Here is a 17000-nt window from a genome sequence, read left to right on the forward strand (position 1 = left end):
AAGGCTTTCCTACCATGTAGGAAAGCCTTGTATACAAGTTATTCTATAATAACTTATGCTACATCACTTTAAAGTAACTCCCTACGCTGGCATTATCCAGATCAGGTTGAGGGTCGATGTATACTTACATCCTCTCAGCCAATTGGCTCCCCGGTTCTTAATTCGTTCTCATTGTAGCATGATTTATTTTATTGAACAAACAAAAGCGTACATAATCATTTCATTACTTTTGGAAAATATCCAACTTTTTCACCATGAGCTAATAACAGCTGAATAAATTCTTTATTAATCGCTGGCACTATCAGCTCTTTTTTCTTAATCCATTCATTTGTTCTACGAGTACCCATGACAATTTCAGATTGCTGTGCTCCATCTCCTGCAACTTGAGAAGCAATTAACTCTGCTATTTCTTCATTTCCTTTTGCTAATTCAAGCCCGATATTTACATATCCCGAAAGTGGAACCATTTCAAGATTGTATCCACACCCCTCAATTAGCTTTATAAAATGTTCAAATTCAACTTGATGTGGATGACAAATATGTAACGTCTCTCCTACAATTTTTGGATCTTGTAAATACGATACAATCGACTTACTGGCAAAGTCAATTGGTGTAAAATCAACTTTCCACTTCACATTTGGTGCCTTTCCAATTAGAAGCATCGTTTTAATAAGACGATAAAATGCATTTCCTTCAATGTTTTGTTGGAACGAACCCGTTTCTGAATGACATGCTAGGTTACCTGCACGATAAATATTCCCTCGTATGCCGCTCTTCAAAGCTTCACGAACAAGATTTTCCGCCTGTAGTTTACTATCGGAATACACATTCTCTAACTCTACATTATAATTGAAATCACCTGTTTCCATATATGTATCCCATTGCTCTACCGCTAATTCTATCGGAATACCAATTGTAGAAATAAAGTGGAATATAGCACCATTCTCGGCTAACGCTAGCATACGGCTCGTGCCTTGGACGTTCACATTTTTAAATTGTTTTACATCTCCAAAATGTCTTACATCTGCACCGCAATGAATTACCGTATCGACCTTAGAACTAATTAAAATAAATTCCTCTTCGCTCATCCCAAGATACTCTTCTCCCAAATCACCAGGTACAGCCTGTATACGCTGTAACCACTCTTCACATATATCATTAAAGTAGCTTGTTAATGTATCGATAATTCTTTGTTGCACATCTTTTGTCGGTCTTACTAAACAATAAATGGTAGCAGATGTATCTCTCAATAATTCATATAATATGTGCGACCCCAAATAACCAGTAGCTCCTGTTAAAAAGACATTTGAGATGTTAATGTCTTCTAAAACATTCGAATAAGTAATAGTATTCGGTTCGTGAATCACCTTATATTCACGAAATACTTCTTCTGTCTCTACTTTTACTTCTCTCTCAATTCTAGCTAATCCATATATCGTTCTTTCTTTAAAGAAATCTTGAATTGTTAAATGTGAAAAATCTTCTTTTAACAATGTTAAGACTCTCAATACTTTCAACGAATGTCCACCAATTGTAAAGAAATCATCATACACTCCAATTTTTGAAATTCCTAATACCTCTGCCCAAGCTTTTGCTATTTGTTTCTCTGCTTTATTAGAAGGTGCAACATATTCTTGTAGACGAACCGGTTCATACTTTTCTTCTAACTGAGCTAACTTTTTAACATCAACCTTTTTATTTGGTGTAAGTGGTAGTTCATTAATATAAATTAATTTAGATGGTACCATATAATCCGGTAACTGCTCTTGTAACTGATAAACTAATTCTGGTATTTCCTTTTTGTTCAAAGTTGTATAGAATGCGATTAAATATTGGCTACCTTCCTTGCTCTTCTTAGCAAAAACAGCATTTTCTTTTATATTATGATTTTGAGAAATTTTACTTTGGATTTCTCCTAGTTCAATACGATGTCCTCTAATTTTTACTTGATCATCTTTCCGATGTAAAAACTCTATATTTCCATCCTCTAGCAACTTAACGATATCACCTGTTTTATATATATTAACTATAGGATTAAAGAGGTTCGGAATAAAAGCTTCAATTGTTTTATTAGGCTTATTAAAATACCCTTTTGCTAATCCTACTGAATCTATATATAATTCACCAGGTACACCAATTGGACAAAGATTCATATTCTCATCCAAAATCATAACTTGATAATTAGCACATGGTTTACCAATGGGAATACTCGCAACATCCTCATTTAACTGATTAGGTATTTTATAGGTTGTCGTCACTACAGTACATTCTGTCGGTCCGTATACATTATGAATTTCAACATTTGTATTTATTCTTTCTCTCCACAATTTAATAACCTCTACAGGCAACATTTCACCGCCAATCGCAATTCTTTTCAGGGAAGCTAGCTTATATATATCTTCTTCTGCTAAATAAGTTGCTACTTGTCGAACAAAAATTGTCGCTAATGCCAAGATCGAAGTTGCTTTCACTTTATAGATTGCATTTGCAAATGCTTCTACAGACAATCGCTCTTCCTCTAATAATACATACAAGTTTCCTCCGCAGAATAAAGAAGCAAATGACTCCCATACAGAAGCATCGAAACTAAAGGAAGGAAATTGGGCAAATACATCCTCTTCTGTCAATTCATATTGCTTTTGCATCCAAGTGTACAGATTAACAACGCCTCTATGTGCTAACATCGTTCCCTTTGGATTCCCTGTTGAACCAGATGTATAAATCATATAAGCTACATCATCACAATGAATAGACAACTGTACATCTATATCTTCATAAGTTTCACTATCATACATTGAAACTGTTTGAACCCCATCACATGTTATAGGCGTCTCTTTCATCAATATAACTTTCGCTTGGCTATCTTGAATAATGTACTGTATTCTACTTTCCGGATAATCTGGATCAATCGGAACATACGCTGCACCAGCTTTTAATATAGCTACCATACTTACTACTGTGTCTATGCTACGTTTCATAAATATTCCAACATAGTCTCCTAATTGGACGCCGTTTTTCATTAACATATGAGCTATTTGATTACTTTTTTTATTTAGCTCCTCATAAGTTAAAGTACCTTCCCTTGAAGATAAAGCTATACGATTTGGAAATTGAGTAACAGTATTATAGAACATATCGACGATACTTTTCTCAGGATATACTGCTGTCGTATCATTCACTTGACTATAAAGTGCCATCTCGGCCTCTGTAATAATATCAAAATGTTTTATGTGTTTATTCGCATTTTGTGATGAATCAATTAAAATACCTTGTATTTGTTGTGCATAACGAGTAATCGTTGTCTCTTTCCAATTAACACTATTATATATTATTTCTACACTTTGCATATTTTTACCAAATACAAATTGTAATGTATTTGTGTCTTGTAGCTCATAATATGTTTCACCAATAATAATAGGTGACATTTCATATAATGTATTACCGTTTTGAAACTCTTCTATTTCTTCCTCATTCATTTCTTTAATTTGTTCCAGCTGCTCTTCAATCTGCAAATTCAAACTTTCATAGGAGAGAAAATTAGAAACTTCAATAGTAATCGGAAATAAACTTCCTCTTACATGATATAGCACGACAATATGTTTTTCTTTAGAAACATGATATAACCACGTCGCGGCTGCTCCTATTAAATCTACAATATGAGTCAATTTTGGAAATGGTATAGTTTTTCTTTTTATTCCAAACTCTATCTTTTGCGCATCTTTAGGTATTTGAATACTCCCTTCTACTTTCCCTAAAAATTCTTTTACCATCTCATTATAAGAAATCGCTAATTTCATATTTATGTAAATTCCTCTCCTAAATATAATAAAGGTGTGAAAATTCACACCTTTTTTATCCCGTATTAACGGGCAGATTTGTTCAACTCATAATCAAGGGGGCTGCCCCCTTGATTAAAATTTCACTTTTCCTTATTCGCTTTTAAACTCACCAATTAGCTCTTGCAATTCCTGAGAAAGCCAACTTAAAGAAGTCGCTAATTCTGCAATATCTTGTACTGATATTTCTTGCTCCTTCATGCTTTCTTCAACATTACTACTACTATTCGCATAAGTATTTGCAATATGTGATAATTCATTTACGACTTGAACGATATTCTGGCTATTTTGTAAAATATCACTCGAATTGCCAGAAACAGCTTTCACTTGATTTTTAACAGATTGTGCTGATTTTGAAATTTTTTCAAAGAAAGCACCACTACTTTGAACAAGTGAAATTCCAGATTCTACTTCTTTTGAACCTTTTTGCATTGAAACTACAGCCTCTTCTGTTTCAGCTTGTGTTTCACTAATTAATTTTGCTATATCTTTCGCTGACGTTTCAGTTTGTTCTGCTAATTTACGTACTTCATCAGCAACAACTGCAAATCCTCTTCCAGCTGCTCCAGCACGAGAAGCTTCAATAGAAGCATTTAAAGCTAATAAATTTGTTTGATTTGAAATACCTGTAATTACAGTTACAATATCACTAATTTCTTTTGATCTTGTTTCTAACGAATAAATAATAGAAGATAAATCTTTCACTGCATTTTGGATTAAACTCATTTGATTAATAATTTGTCCAATCACTTCATTACCTTCAATTGAATGTTGCTCCATACCTTCTGAGGCAACCGCAACTTGTTTCGCAGCTCCAGTTATCTCTTCTACCTTATCTTCCATTCCATGCACAATTCCTAAGCATTGTTGGACTGAAGTTTCTTGAGACTGTGCCCCTACTCTTAAACCTTCAATAGAACTTGCAATCTCTTGAACTGCCATGCTATTTTCCTCTGTGCTTGCCGACAATTCATGTGAAGAAGAAGAAACTTGCTCAGCGGTCTGCCTAACTTTATCTATAATCCCTTTAAATTTCTCAATTGTATCATTGAAATAAACATTAATAATTCCAATATCATCTGGTCTTTCTTTTAATTTAATACTTAAGTCACCTTCACCAATCTTACGTAATCCCTCTCGTAAATCTTTTAATGGAGCTAACGAGTTACGTACGATAAAGAATTGAGCAATAGTCGCGATTGCTAATGAAATAATAATAAAGAGTAAACCTTGTATCATAAAATTCTTCTTTGTACTAGGAACGATAGAAGCATCTAAATCAGCCGCAACAATTGCAACAATATTGTTTTCTCCATCTTTAATTGGTTCTAATATTGTCACCCACGAACCTAATTCATCTTCATATACTTCTGTCATTTGGGCCTTTTTCGTGTCCATCACTTTATCATATGCATCCATCCAATGAGTCGGTTGTTCATAATAATCTCCCGGCTTTACAGGCACTGCATTTGTTAGCTCTGTAGTCAAACCAACGAGTTGTAATTCTCGTTTTTCATTCGGCTTTGCTCCTGTAACATACGTTTGTCCCACACTTTTTAAACCTTTTGTCACTTCATCTAATTGCTCTGTTAACTTTTCTTTTTTCACTCTTTCGGTTGTAGGATCTTTCGCCATATCTTTAACTAATTCTGTATCCAAGTCATGTACTACTATCTCTCCGGTTTCAATAGACTGCCTTTCAAATAAAGACATCATACTATTTTGAAACAAATTGAAACTTAACGCGCCCATACTTCCAACAAGCGTCAAAATAACTAATACAGTTAATAAGACGTTCTTTTGAAGAAACGATAACTTATGCCAATACTTTTTCATCAATATTCACCTTCCTTAATTACTTAAAACAAAAAAACAAAATATATCAATATTTTGTTTGGAATGATTCTCAATATGTTCGAGAATAAAAAAAGACCAATGTAAAAAGCATTGGTCAAGACCAACCCTATCCGTCCGGTAACTGGCTAGCATAGCCTTTCGACCTTAGCCCCTATAGTTTTGCGCCCTCATGTTTCCATCAGTTTGCCTTTCTCGCTGAACGAGTTGAACGATATGGGAGTTCTATGAGAATTAAATTATTCTCTTTCCAAGGTTACAACATTTAAATTAAAATGTCTACTTATTTAGAGATATAAATATAAAATTCCAATGTATTATTTTTTCGAAATAATTTAACAAAATACGTGAATGTTACTTTTTTTATGTTATATAATAAAAAACGTATATAAATCAAAGATCCCTTCGGATATTTCACTAATTTTCATTTAAATTAAATTATTCGAATATATCTTAACTTATGAATTTCGGAGGTAATTTATCATGTTTTGGCTACAATTTCTTACCTTATTACTCTGCATTTTTATTGGTGCACGCCTAGGCGGAGTTGGCTTAGGAGTAATGGGTGGAGTTGGTATGGCAATACTCGTTTTTGTCTTCCACTTACAACCAACCGCTCCTCCTATCGATGTAATGCTTATGATTTTAGCAGTAATTACTGCCGCTGGTGCTTTGCAAGCCGCTGGAGGAATGGACTATCTTGTTCATCTAGCTGAGAAAGCTTTACGAAAAAATCCAAAGCGCATTACATTTTTCGCTCCAATTGTTACTTATTTGTTCACACTATGTGCTGGCACTGGTCACGTTGCCTATTCTGTACTTCCTGTTATCGCAGAAGTCTCTCGTGAATCAGGAATTAGACCAGAGCGACCAATGTCAATTGCCGTAATCGCTTCTCAACAAGCAATTACAGCTAGTCCCATTTCAGCTGCCACAGTTGCCCTTTTAGCAATGTTAGCTGACTATAAAATTACTTTATTAGATATTTTAAAAGTAAGTATCCCTTCTACTTTCATCGCTTGTATGGTAGCTGCATTCGTTGCTAGTAAAATGGGGAAAGAACTAAATGAAGACCCTGAATACTTAAAACGATTAAAAGAAGGTATGATTCCTAAGCTTGAAAAGAAAAAAGAATTTGTAGGTGTAAAAGGCGCTAAATTATCAGTTATTCTTTTCCTAGTAGGAACTTTCCTTGTCGTACTTCTTGGTTCATTTGAAGCACTTCGTCCGGGATGGATGGTTGACGGGAAGTTAGTTCGTCTTTCCATGCCAAACACAATTGAAATGGTTACGTTAACCATCGCAGCTCTTATTATTATTTTCTGTAAACCAAATGTAGAAAGCATTGTGTCTGGTAACGTCTTTAAAGCTGGAGCAACAGCGGTTGTTGCTATTTTCGGTATCGCTTGGATGGGAGATACTTTCTTTAACGGAAACTTAAATATGATTCAAGGATCAATTCAGCACTTAGTTACAAGTGCACCATGGCTATTTGCTATCGCATTATTCATTCTATCTATTTTACTGTACAGCCAAGCAGCAACAGTTCGTGCCTTAATGCCACTTGGACTATCTCTTGGTATTCCGCCAGCATTACTGATTGCTATGTTCCCTGCAGTAAACGGATACTTCTTCATTCCAAACTATGGAACAATTGTTGCTGCCATTAACTTCGACCGCACTGGTACAACAGGTATCGGTAAATATGTTTTAAATCATAGTTTCATGATTCCCGGCTTAATCGCAACCTTTACTTCTATCGGAATTGGAATGCTCTTAATTTCAATTATGTTTTAAGTAAAAAGCACAAACCTATAATTTAAAAGGGTTTGTGCTTTTTTAATTAAACGTTTGTTTAATTTTTTCAATCAATAACTTCTACAACATACCCTTTCTTTTTTAAACCACTCAATATTTCTTCAATATGATTTCTATCTTTCGTTTCTAATGACAAGTGCAATTGCGCATATCCTGGAAATACCTTTGTACCAATCCGTTCTAAATGTATATTTAATACATTCGCTTCAAAATTTGTTACAATCTCGAGCAAATGGTGCAAATAGCCTGGCTTATCTTTAATCATTGTCGCGATGTGAATGAAGCGTCCTGCTTCAACCATTCCATGCTCAATAATACGCGAAATAAAGTTTACATCGACATTTCCACCACTTAGTACGGATACGACCTTTTTTTCTTTTATTGGGACTTTGTGATAAAGCAAAGAAGCTAATGAGCTCGCACCAGACCCTTCAACCAACAATTTGTTCCGTTCAAGAAGCATTAACATCGTTCGTGCAATTTCCATTTCATCTACACAAAACACATCATCCACATAACGTTGTACAAGTTCAAAAGTCAAATCACCTGGCCTTTTAACCGCGATTCCATCCGCCATAGTTGGCGTCGACTCTACTGTTATTACCTTCTTTTCCTCAAGTGACTGTTTCATTCCCGGACAAGCAAGTGTCTGCACCCCATATATTTTCACTGATGGCTTTTGTTCTTTAATTGCCATCGCAACTCCTGCAATTAGTCCTCCACCTCCAATAGGACAAATAACAGCCTCTACATCTTCCAGCTGTTGTAATATTTCCAGACCGACTGTACCTTGACCAGCAATTACTGCTTCATCATCAAATGGATGTACAAATTTCGCTCCTGTCTTCTCTTTTAAATCTAGTGCATAAGCTAATGCATCATCAAATACATCACCTTGTAATTCTACATGTGCACCGTACCTTTTTGTCGCAAGCACCTTACTTAACGGAGCACCTTTTGGCATCACAATCGTACAAGGAATACTAAGCATATTACTAGAATAAGCGACTCCTTGCGCATGATTTCCAGCAGATGCCGCAACAACACCATTTTCTAAATCACCTTTCTCAAGAGAAACCATTTTATTATAAGAACCACGTACTTTAAAAGAGCCTGTCTTTTGTAAATTCTCCAGCTTTAAATACACTTCATTCTGTGATAACTCACTAAATGTACTTGAATAATCTAATGGGGTCATATGTACAATGCCCTTCATTTTCTCATAAGCAGCTATAATATCCTGAAATACAATCATGCCTTCGCCTCCGAAACAATATATGTTTATACATACTAGTTTAGGCGGCATATTTTGTTTTATACGACAAAAGACCACGTAGTATTTTCATACTACGTGGTCTTTTATCTACAAACACTTATTTACTTCCCGAGCTAATCGCTTCGTACTTTCATACGCAGAATCCGCTAGACTAATTGCAGAAATAACTGAAACACCATCAGCACCCGCTTCTATAACGGCAGCAGTATTTTCAATTGTAATCCCACCGATACCAACAATCGGCACTATAATTCCTTGTTCTCTAAAATGAGCTAATCCTTTCGTTCCTTGAACCGCTTTCGTATCTTTTTTCGTACTTGTTGGAAAAATAGGCCCAACTCCTAAATAATCTGCTCCGTTTTCAATCGCCCATTTTGCTTCTTCAATTGTATGTGTAGATACACCGATAATTTTATCTCCCATCTTTTCACGAACAGATGTAATCCCTTCATCATCTTGTCCCACATGAACACCATCTGCATCTAATTCAATGGCCAATTCTACATCATCATTTACAATGAAAGGAACACCATATCCCTTGCAAAGCGCCTGCAATTTCTTTGCAAAACGCACTCTATCCTCTCCAGTTAAAGCCCCTTCTCCCTTTTCACGAAATTGAAAAAGTGTCACTCCACCGTCTAACGCTTCTTTCAATATAGCTAACGGATCCTTCGTGCAATTATTGCTTCCCATAATAAAATACACTTGTAATAGGTTAGACATTTTCTTGGTTTCAATGCGCATCATGTGTTTCATCCCCTTACTCTAACTCCTCAATCTTCCCATACTTCTCAATATCACCGGAAGTTGTATTCGCTAATTGATTTAAAAATTCAATTTGGAAACTACCAGGCCCTTTTTCTACCGTCTTAGCAGCTGCTAGCTCCGCAGCTACACCATAAAATGTTACTGCTGCTACTGCTGCCTTTACATAATCTTTTTCTACCGCAACAAATGCTCCTATTACAGAAGTTAGTAAACAACCCGTTCCAGTAACCTTTGTTAAAATAGAGTGGCCGTTTCGAATAAGAATCGTTCGCTCTCCATCTGTAACGACATCTTCTTTTCCAGTAATGACCGCAACTGTATTCAATTCCTCTGCTGCCTGTTTTGCAATATTTACAACATTGCCATTTCCAGTACCAGCATCTACCCCTTTAATTTCCCATCTCTCATTAATAACGTTAGCTACTTCAGCTGCATTCCCACGAGTTATCGCTAGATCTATTTCAGCTGGAATATGTCTCGCAACTTCTGTTCGATACGATGTTGCTCCTGCGCCAACAGGATCAAACAATACTGGTACATCATTCGTATTAGCCGACTTACCAGCAAGTAACATCGCTTCTACTTCCTCGGGACGAAGTGTTCCCATATTTAATACTAATGCTCCCGCAATGCTAGCCATTTCTGCTACTTCTTCTTTTGCATACGCCATTACAGGCGATGCCCCTAGTGCTAACAAACCGTTCGCTGTAAAGTTTGTTACAACAACATTTGTAATATTATGAACGAGCGGATTAGATTCCCTCACTAAATCCACTACTTTACTAATTTCTTTCCTATTCATCCTTTTCATCTCCTAACTATAATGATGGGAGATACACAAAAAGGCACTTTGCGCGTATGCAAAGTGCCTGAACATGTGCTTTTACACTCTCCCTACGCTGGCATTATCCAACAGGTTCAAATGGTCAATGACGGATTAGTCATACTCTCAGTTTGCATCCACAAACTCCCATGTGTTTCTTATTCATCTACTTCAAAGTCTACTCTTATTCTAGTAAAATAACAAGTTCTTTACTTTTCCGTATAAAGTGAAACTTTAATCAGTGGGAGTTTTGTTCATTCCACTAAAACAGCTCAAACCTCGAGCGAAACTGAATCTCAAGAAAATGTATGCTATATTTAACTTATGGAAATTTGAAAGGATGTTTTTAATATGTCAAAAAGCGTTGTAATCGCTGAAAAACCTTCCGTTGCGCGAGATATTGCTCGTGTACTGAAGTGTGATAAAAAAGGAAACGGCTATCTTGAAGGTAGTAAATATATTGTAACTTGGGCTTTAGGTCATCTCGTTACATTAGCAGATCCAGAAAGCTATGATGTGAAATATAAAAAATGGAATTTAGAAGACTTACCGATGCTACCGGAGCGTTTGAAATTAACGGTTATTAAACAAACTGGTAAACAGTTTAATGCTGTGAAAAGCCAGCTACTTAGAAAAGATGTAAATGAAATTATTGTAGCGACAGATGCTGGACGTGAAGGCGAATTAGTCGCACGCTGGATTATCGATAAAGTTAAGCTCAATAAACCAATTAAACGTTTATGGATTTCTTCTGTAACCGATAAAGCAATTAAAGATGGTTTTGCAAATTTAAAACCAGGTAAGGCATATGACAATTTATACGCTTCAGCAGTTGCACGTTCAGAAGCTGACTGGTATATCGGCCTTAACGCGACTCGGGCTTTAACAACTCGCTTTAACGCTCAACTAAATTGCGGTCGTGTACAAACGCCTACTGTCGCTATGATCGCTAGTCGTGAAGATGAAATAAAGAACTTTAAGGCTCAAACTTACTATGGTATCGAAGCCCTAACAACTGATAAGTTAAAACTAACTTGGCAAGATGCAAACGGTAATAGCCGTAGTTTTAATAAAGAAAAAATTGATGGTATTGTAAAAAATCTAGATAAACAAAATGCCACTGTTGTGGAAATTGATAAAAAACAGAAGAAGTCATTCTCTCCTGGCCTTTACGATTTAACTGAATTACAACGTGATGCAAATAAAAAGTTTGGTTACTCTGCTAAAGAAACATTAAACATTATGCAGAAATTATATGAACAACATAAAGTGTTGACGTATCCTCGTACAGATTCACGCTACATTTCATCTGATATCGTTGGAACACTTCCAGAACGTCTAAAAGCGTGCGGTGTCGGGGAATATCGTCCGTTAGCACATAAAGTACTACAAAAGCCAATTAAGCCTAATAAATCATTTGTTGATGATAGTAAAGTAAGCGATCATCACGCAATTATTCCAACAGAAGGATACGTTAATTTCTCATCCTTTACAGATAAAGAGCGTAAAATTTATGATTTAGTTGTGAAACGTTTCTTAGCTGTTTTATTCCCAGCATTCGAATACGAGCAACTAACGTTACGCACAAAAGTTGGTAATGAAACGTTCATTGCACGCGGAAAAACGGTTTTACACGCTGGTTGGAAAGAAGTATACGAAAATCGCTTTGAAGACGATGATGTAACTGATGACGTAAAAGAGCAGCTTCTACCTCACATTGAAAAAGGTGATACATTAGCTGTAAAGTTAATTATGCAAACATCAGGTCAAACAAAGCCACCTGCACGATTTAATGAAGCGACTTTACTTTCAGCAATGGAGAATCCTACAAAATATATGGATACGCAAAATAAACAACTTGCTGATACGTTAAAATCGACTGGTGGATTAGGCACTGTAGCGACACGTGCAGATATTATCGACAAACTCTTCAATTCATTTTTACTTGAAAAGCGTGGTAAAGATATTCACATTACATCAAAAGGCCGTCAGTTACTTGATTTAGTACCAGAAGAGTTAAAATCTCCTACACTAACTGGTGAATGGGAACAAAAACTTGAGGCTATCGCAAAAGGTAAACTGAAAAAAGAAGTCTTCATTTCTGAAATGAAGAACTATACGAAAGAAATTGTTTCTGAAATTAAATCGAGCGATAAAAAATATAAACATGACAACATTTCAACAAAGTCTTGTCCAGACTGTGGTAAACCGATGCTAGAAGTAAACGGCAAAAAAGGAAAAATGCTCGTATGCCAAGACCGTGAATGTGGTCATCGTAAAAATGTATCTCGCACAACAAACGCTCGTTGTCCACAATGTAAGAAGAAACTAGAACTACGTGGTGAAGGTGAAGGTCAAATCTTTGCATGTAAATGTGGCTATCGCGAAAAATTATCGACATTCCAGGAGCGACGTAAAAAAGAATCTGGAAACAAAGCTGATAAGCGTGACGTTCAAAAATATTTGAAACAACAGAACAAAGAAGAAGAACCATTAAATAACCCGTTCGCAGAAGCATTAAAGAAATTAAAATTTGATTAAACAAAAAAGGTTCCTACCTCTATCGGTAGGAACCTTTTTTTAGTGAATAATTTTACTTCCTTTTGCATTCTCAACGAATTTTTCGCTTGATTTATTAATTGGCGTTTTCAGTAATAATGCAGCAACAATCATAACTACTACGAAAACACTTAGTACAAGTAAATCTCTTGTTACGATATCCCAAAGCATTCCACCCACTGTTTCACGAATTGCACTAATTGCGTATGTGAATGGTAAGAACGGATAAAGTGCTTGGAAGAACGCCGGTGTCATTTGAATTGGGAATGTTCCGCCCGATCCTGCTACTTGCAGTACAAGTAAAATGATCGCCATCGATTTCCCAACGTTTCCGAAAATAGAAACGAGTGAGTATACGATACAAACGAAGACCCCACCAATAAATAAACTAAATAATACAAACCAGAACTTATCGACTACGTACGTACCGAGTAAGAATATATCTCCCATCGATACGATAAACGCTTGTGAAAGACCTATCGTTAAGAATGTTAATAAACGTCCGAAGTAAACTTCATGGCTCTTATAATTTGCGCCCTCTTCATGTACTTCTACCGTTAATAATGAAACCATTAATAATGCGCCTACCCATAATGCAAGCACTGTATAGAATGGTGACATCGCTGAACCGTAGTTCGGCATCGCAAATAATTTATTCTCTTTTAAATTTACTGGATTCGCAAAGTAATCACTTTGCTTTTCAACATCATTTTTCAATAAGCGTATGATGTCTTTTAAATCTTCTTCAGATTCAAAATCACGAATTTTATCTGCTAATTCTTTAATCTTTTTCTCAGTCTCCGGCATTTCAGCTTTAATGTCTGTTAATTTCTTTTTACCGTCAACTAAACCTTTTGATGAATCTTCTAGTAACTTTTTAACGTCTGGAAGCTTTTTGTCTGCTTCGCTTAAAATTTGAGTTGTGTTTTTAGACATCTCTTTTGTACGAGCAATTGCTGCATTGAAATTCGGAGTAATTTCTGAATCATATTTAGCCAAAATATCGCCTAATTGTGCTGAAACATTTTTAGACACTTCATTAATACTCTCAATAACATCTGCTGCTGGTTTTTGACCTTTATTAATAGCGTCAATTCCTTTATCAGTTAAATCCATTCCTTTTTGCAAACCATCTTTTGCTTTATTTAACTTAGAAATTGTACCATTAAGGTTTTTATCACTATTCACATCCGCTAAAACTTTATTTGTACTTTCCAGAACTGGAATCATGTCATTAGCTAAATTCCAACTTGCTTTAAACTGCCCATTTAATTCATTTAAGGCTACTTTTGTAGAATCTAAGCCGTTAACACCTTTATTACTTAAATCTTCTTTTGCCTTTTCAAGACTAGTTTTTAGTTTTGCGTAATCCGCTACAGCCTGATCATAGTTCTCTCTACCATTGTTTAATATCTCATTAGCTTTATTTATATCTTGATTTAAATTGCCTCTAAGCTGCTGAGCATCTTCTTTTACATTATCAGCCTTATTTTTCAATTGTTCAGCTGTGCTTACTGCTTTTTCAAAATCCGCTACAAACGTCGCATTATAATCTGCTTCTGCTTGATTTACTAAGTTATTGATTGCATCTAACTTTTTATTAGTAGCATCTCTTACATCTTGTTTCACTTCTTGCCCTGTACCAATAATATTAGCGATATCTTTAACGCCACCATTTGCATTTTCAATAGCTGATTTAAGATTTGTTAATTTATCTATTCGTTTTTGGAAGAAGTCTTTTCCAGAATCAGTTGGTACAGATTCTTTAAATTTAGTAAAGACATCAATTACATACGAAACACTATCTGCACGACCTTGAAGAGTTTCAGAAACCTTGTTAAGATCTTGTTTCGCTTTTTCTGGGTCAAAATTACCATTTTGCAATCCGTTTATAACGCCTTGTGCATACGTTGTTCCAACACGTATTGAACTAAAAACATTATTTACAGTTTGATCAATATTTTTAGCAATATTTTTATATCCCTCGCCATTCACTTGCGGTAACTCTGGAAGCGTTGGTATTTGCGGGATAGTTATATTTGGCAATTCCGGGAACTTGGATGGATCTGGGAGTGCCAGATTGAAATCCAATGATGGATTCTTTAAGAAATCCGTAATTGCCGCAGCACCATCTAAACCTTTTTGCATTACAATTAAATTATTCTTAATAGTTCCTGGAGCACGTTGCAATGTTTCATCATTTCTTGCAAAGAACTTATCTAAATTCCCTAACGCTTCTTGACCATCATTAATAACACTTTCTACAACTGGCAGCTCTTTTTGCGCTACTTTCACAACATCCTCTGCTCGAGTCGCATCATCTAACGCCTTATCCATCAGTGTATTCATTTCTGGGAACTGCGCTTCTAACTTAAAGACAAGATCTTTTACTTTCTCGATGCTTGGTAAGTTTGTTTCTAAATCGATTCCAAGGTCATTGAAAATTTTAAAAATCTCACCATTCGCTGTTTTAACAAAGTTTTTACTAATTTCTTCTGTAATACCTGATGCACCTTTTGCTGTAATTTTCGGTGCAATCGCATTTACCTTTTCATTTACATAGTAATCAAGTTCTGGTTTCTGTGGATTTTCATCCAGAACAGTTGCAATTTTTTCAGAGAAGTCTTTCGGAATCGTAATGCTTGCATAATAATCTCCACGCTCAACTCCGTAAATTGCCTGTTTTTCGTCTACAAATTTCCAACCAAGGTTTTTGTTTTTCTTAAGAGAATCTACAATCTCTTTCCCGATATTGATATCTTTCCCTCTTAAATTAGAGCCTGCATCTTGGTTAGAAACTGCAATGGGAACCTCTTTTGTATTTCCATATGGATCCCAAGAAGCTTTAATGTTAAACCATGCATATAACGATGGTAAAATCATTAACCCTAAAACAATAACAATTGCAGCCCAATGTTTAGCTACATTCCGTAAATCTGTCTTATAAATACGCCAAATTTGTTTCATAGAAGTTATCACCTAATTATATATTTTTCCTTCTTTAGAAAATGATACATACATTTTGCAATTATATCACTTTCTACATCGTGGATTAAACGAAAACACACTATTTTTCCCATTAAATATTTCACTTACTTCATTATATAACGAAGTAAAAAAAGTATGCATACAAAATGACCAAATTAGTTTTACATTCAATAATAACAAATATATAGGAAATGTCATAAAAAATACAAGTATTTTCTCTTGGAAATACTTGTATTCCTAAAAAAAATCCTCACAGCTTTTCATCATCTGTGAGGATTTCTTCTATTATATATCTAATTGAACCTCTACACCGAAATGATCTGAAATTACATTTCGATTTGTACCATTAAAAATAACTTTAGAAGAACGAACTCTTTTACTTTGGTTACACACTATTAAATCGATTCGCAAATTATGTTTATTTTCATCCCAACCAGCAATCTCGCCTTGGACAGTTGTTCCTTCATCCTTCTCTATCGCTAGTTCGTATGTGTCGTACAAACCTTTTTGCATCAAATATTCATAACCTTCACCCTGCAAACGAGCATTATTATTAAAATCCCCCATTAAGAAGGAAAGTTCATTGCTATCTACACGCTCCATCAAACAATCCACTTGATCTTTAAATGATTCTTCTTCGTCATTCCACCAACCGAGGTGGCAAGAGTAAAACGTGATGTTCTTACCATTATAAGCAATTGTTGCACTTACAATTTTGCGTGTTTTCCAATACGTTGTATCCTTATTTTCTGATACAAAAAACATATCTTCTTTTATAACATTATGTTTCGTTAGAATCGCTAATCCTTCTTCATACACATCATAACCAATATGAGAGAAATCCCAAGTAATATTGTAATCTTTTACATGTAACGCTTTTAACTCTTCTAATAGTAAAAGTCCAAAATTATCTTTTTTCTTGTTACCGCATACATTTTCAGCTTGTATCGACTGACTGACTTCTTGCAATGCGATGACATCGTATTCTTCTTCTTGAATGACTTTAGCAAGATATTTTATCTTTTCCATTTGATTCTCTTCTTGCCAAGAGTGACAGTTTAAAGTTAGCAATTTCATA

At 35.3% G+C, this 17000-nt stretch carries 9 protein-coding genes and 3 riboswitches; of the genes, 2 read left to right on the forward strand and 7 right to left on the reverse strand.

What is annotated here, in order from left to right; translation table 11 throughout:
• Window positions 1–61 precede the first annotated feature (61 nt).
• Window positions 62–163, reverse strand: a riboswitch (TPP riboswitch).
• Window positions 164–215: 52 nt separating this feature from the next.
• Together JDS98_RS28170 and JDS98_RS28175 are read right to left on the reverse strand one after the other, a co-directional pair.
• On the reverse strand, window positions 216–3797 hold the full coding sequence (locus JDS98_RS28170) for a non-ribosomal peptide synthetase family protein (protein WP_199634545.1): 3582 nt from the start codon (window positions 3795–3797) through the stop codon (window positions 216–218).
• Window positions 3798–3929: 132 nt separating this feature from the next.
• On the reverse strand, window positions 3930–5672 hold the full coding sequence (locus JDS98_RS28175) for a methyl-accepting chemotaxis protein (RefSeq protein ID WP_173781370.1): 1743 nt from the start codon (window positions 5670–5672) through the stop codon (window positions 3930–3932).
• Between the two features lie 134 nt (window positions 5673–5806).
• A riboswitch (cyclic di-GMP riboswitch) is annotated at window positions 5807–5891 on the reverse strand.
• Window positions 5892–6173: 282 nt separating this feature from the next.
• Here JDS98_RS28175 and JDS98_RS28180 point away from each other — a divergent pair.
• Window positions 6174–7487, forward strand: coding sequence for an anaerobic C4-dicarboxylate transporter family protein (locus JDS98_RS28180; protein ID WP_199634546.1), 1314 nt, complete (start codon window positions 6174–6176; stop codon window positions 7485–7487).
• A gap of 67 nt (window positions 7488–7554) precedes the next feature.
• On the opposite strand, the gene ilvA is transcribed toward JDS98_RS28180, so the two are convergent.
• From ilvA to thiM, 3 genes are all read right to left on the reverse strand, one after another.
• On the reverse strand, window positions 7555–8763 hold the full coding sequence (gene ilvA / locus JDS98_RS28185) for a threonine ammonia-lyase (RefSeq protein ID WP_000634742.1): 1209 nt from the start codon (window positions 8761–8763) through the stop codon (window positions 7555–7557).
• Window positions 8764–8871: 108 nt separating this feature from the next.
• Window positions 8872–9531 carry a thiamine phosphate synthase gene (gene thiE / locus JDS98_RS28190; protein ID WP_199634547.1) on the reverse strand — a complete coding sequence of 220 codons (660 nt, stop codon included), beginning with the start codon at window positions 9529–9531 and terminating at the stop codon, window positions 8872–8874.
• 13 nt (window positions 9532–9544) lie between these two features.
• On the reverse strand, window positions 9545–10354 hold the full coding sequence (thiM, locus tag JDS98_RS28195) for a hydroxyethylthiazole kinase (protein WP_098911408.1): 810 nt from the start codon (window positions 10352–10354) through the stop codon (window positions 9545–9547).
• Between the two features lie 72 nt (window positions 10355–10426).
• A riboswitch (TPP riboswitch) is annotated at window positions 10427–10536 on the reverse strand.
• A 190-nt stretch (window positions 10537–10726) separates the two neighbouring features.
• Between thiM and topB the strand changes: the two genes are divergently transcribed.
• A complete protein-coding gene (topB, locus tag JDS98_RS28200; protein ID WP_097958251.1) occupies window positions 10727–12916 on the forward strand; it encodes a DNA topoisomerase III in 2190 nt (729 codons plus the stop codon).
• A gap of 39 nt (window positions 12917–12955) precedes the next feature.
• Here topB and JDS98_RS28205 read toward each other — a convergent pair whose 3' ends face one another.
• Both JDS98_RS28205 and JDS98_RS28210 read right to left on the reverse strand, forming a co-directional pair.
• Window positions 12956–15901: a YhgE/Pip domain-containing protein gene (locus JDS98_RS28205; protein WP_199634548.1), complete on the reverse strand. Its 2946-nt coding sequence runs from the start codon at window positions 15899–15901 to the stop codon at window positions 12956–12958.
• Between the two features lie 306 nt (window positions 15902–16207).
• Window positions 16208–16999, reverse strand: coding sequence for an endonuclease/exonuclease/phosphatase family protein (locus JDS98_RS28210; RefSeq protein ID WP_199634549.1), 792 nt, complete (start codon window positions 16997–16999; stop codon window positions 16208–16210).
• Window position 17000: the final 1 nt, after the last annotated feature.

The organism is Bacillus cereus group sp. N11 (assembly GCF_016483605.1).
Classification (GTDB): domain Bacteria; phylum Bacillota; class Bacilli; order Bacillales; family Bacillaceae_G; genus Bacillus_A; species Bacillus_A toyonensis.

Bases quoted from the DNA above. Each gene is read 5' to 3' on its own strand.
- thiE (WP_199634547.1), bottom strand. From the start codon at position 9,531: ATGATGCGCATTGAAACCAAGAAAATGTCTAACCTATTACAAGTGTAT.
- topB (WP_097958251.1), top strand. From the start codon at position 10,727: ATGTCAAAAAGCGTTGTAATCGCTGAAAAACCTTCCGTTGCGCGAGAT.
- JDS98_RS28175 (WP_173781370.1), bottom strand. From the start codon at position 5,672: ATGAAAAAGTATTGGCATAAGTTATCGTTTCTTCAAAAGAACGTCTTA.
- JDS98_RS28205 (WP_199634548.1), bottom strand. From the start codon at position 15,901: ATGAAACAAATTTGGCGTATTTATAAGACAGATTTACGGAATGTAGCT.
- JDS98_RS28210 (WP_199634549.1), bottom strand. From the start codon at position 16,999: ATGAAATTGCTAACTTTAAACTGTCACTCTTGGCAAGAAGAGAATCAA.
- JDS98_RS28170 (WP_199634545.1), bottom strand. From the start codon at position 3,797: ATGAAATTAGCGATTTCTTATAATGAGATGGTAAAAGAATTTTTAGGG.
- thiM (WP_098911408.1), bottom strand. From the start codon at position 10,354: ATGAATAGGAAAGAAATTAGTAAAGTAGTGGATTTAGTGAGGGAATCT.
- ilvA (WP_000634742.1), bottom strand. From the start codon at position 8,763: ATGATTGTATTTCAGGATATTATAGCTGCTTATGAGAAAATGAAGGGC.
- JDS98_RS28180 (WP_199634546.1), top strand. From the start codon at position 6,174: ATGTTTTGGCTACAATTTCTTACCTTATTACTCTGCATTTTTATTGGT.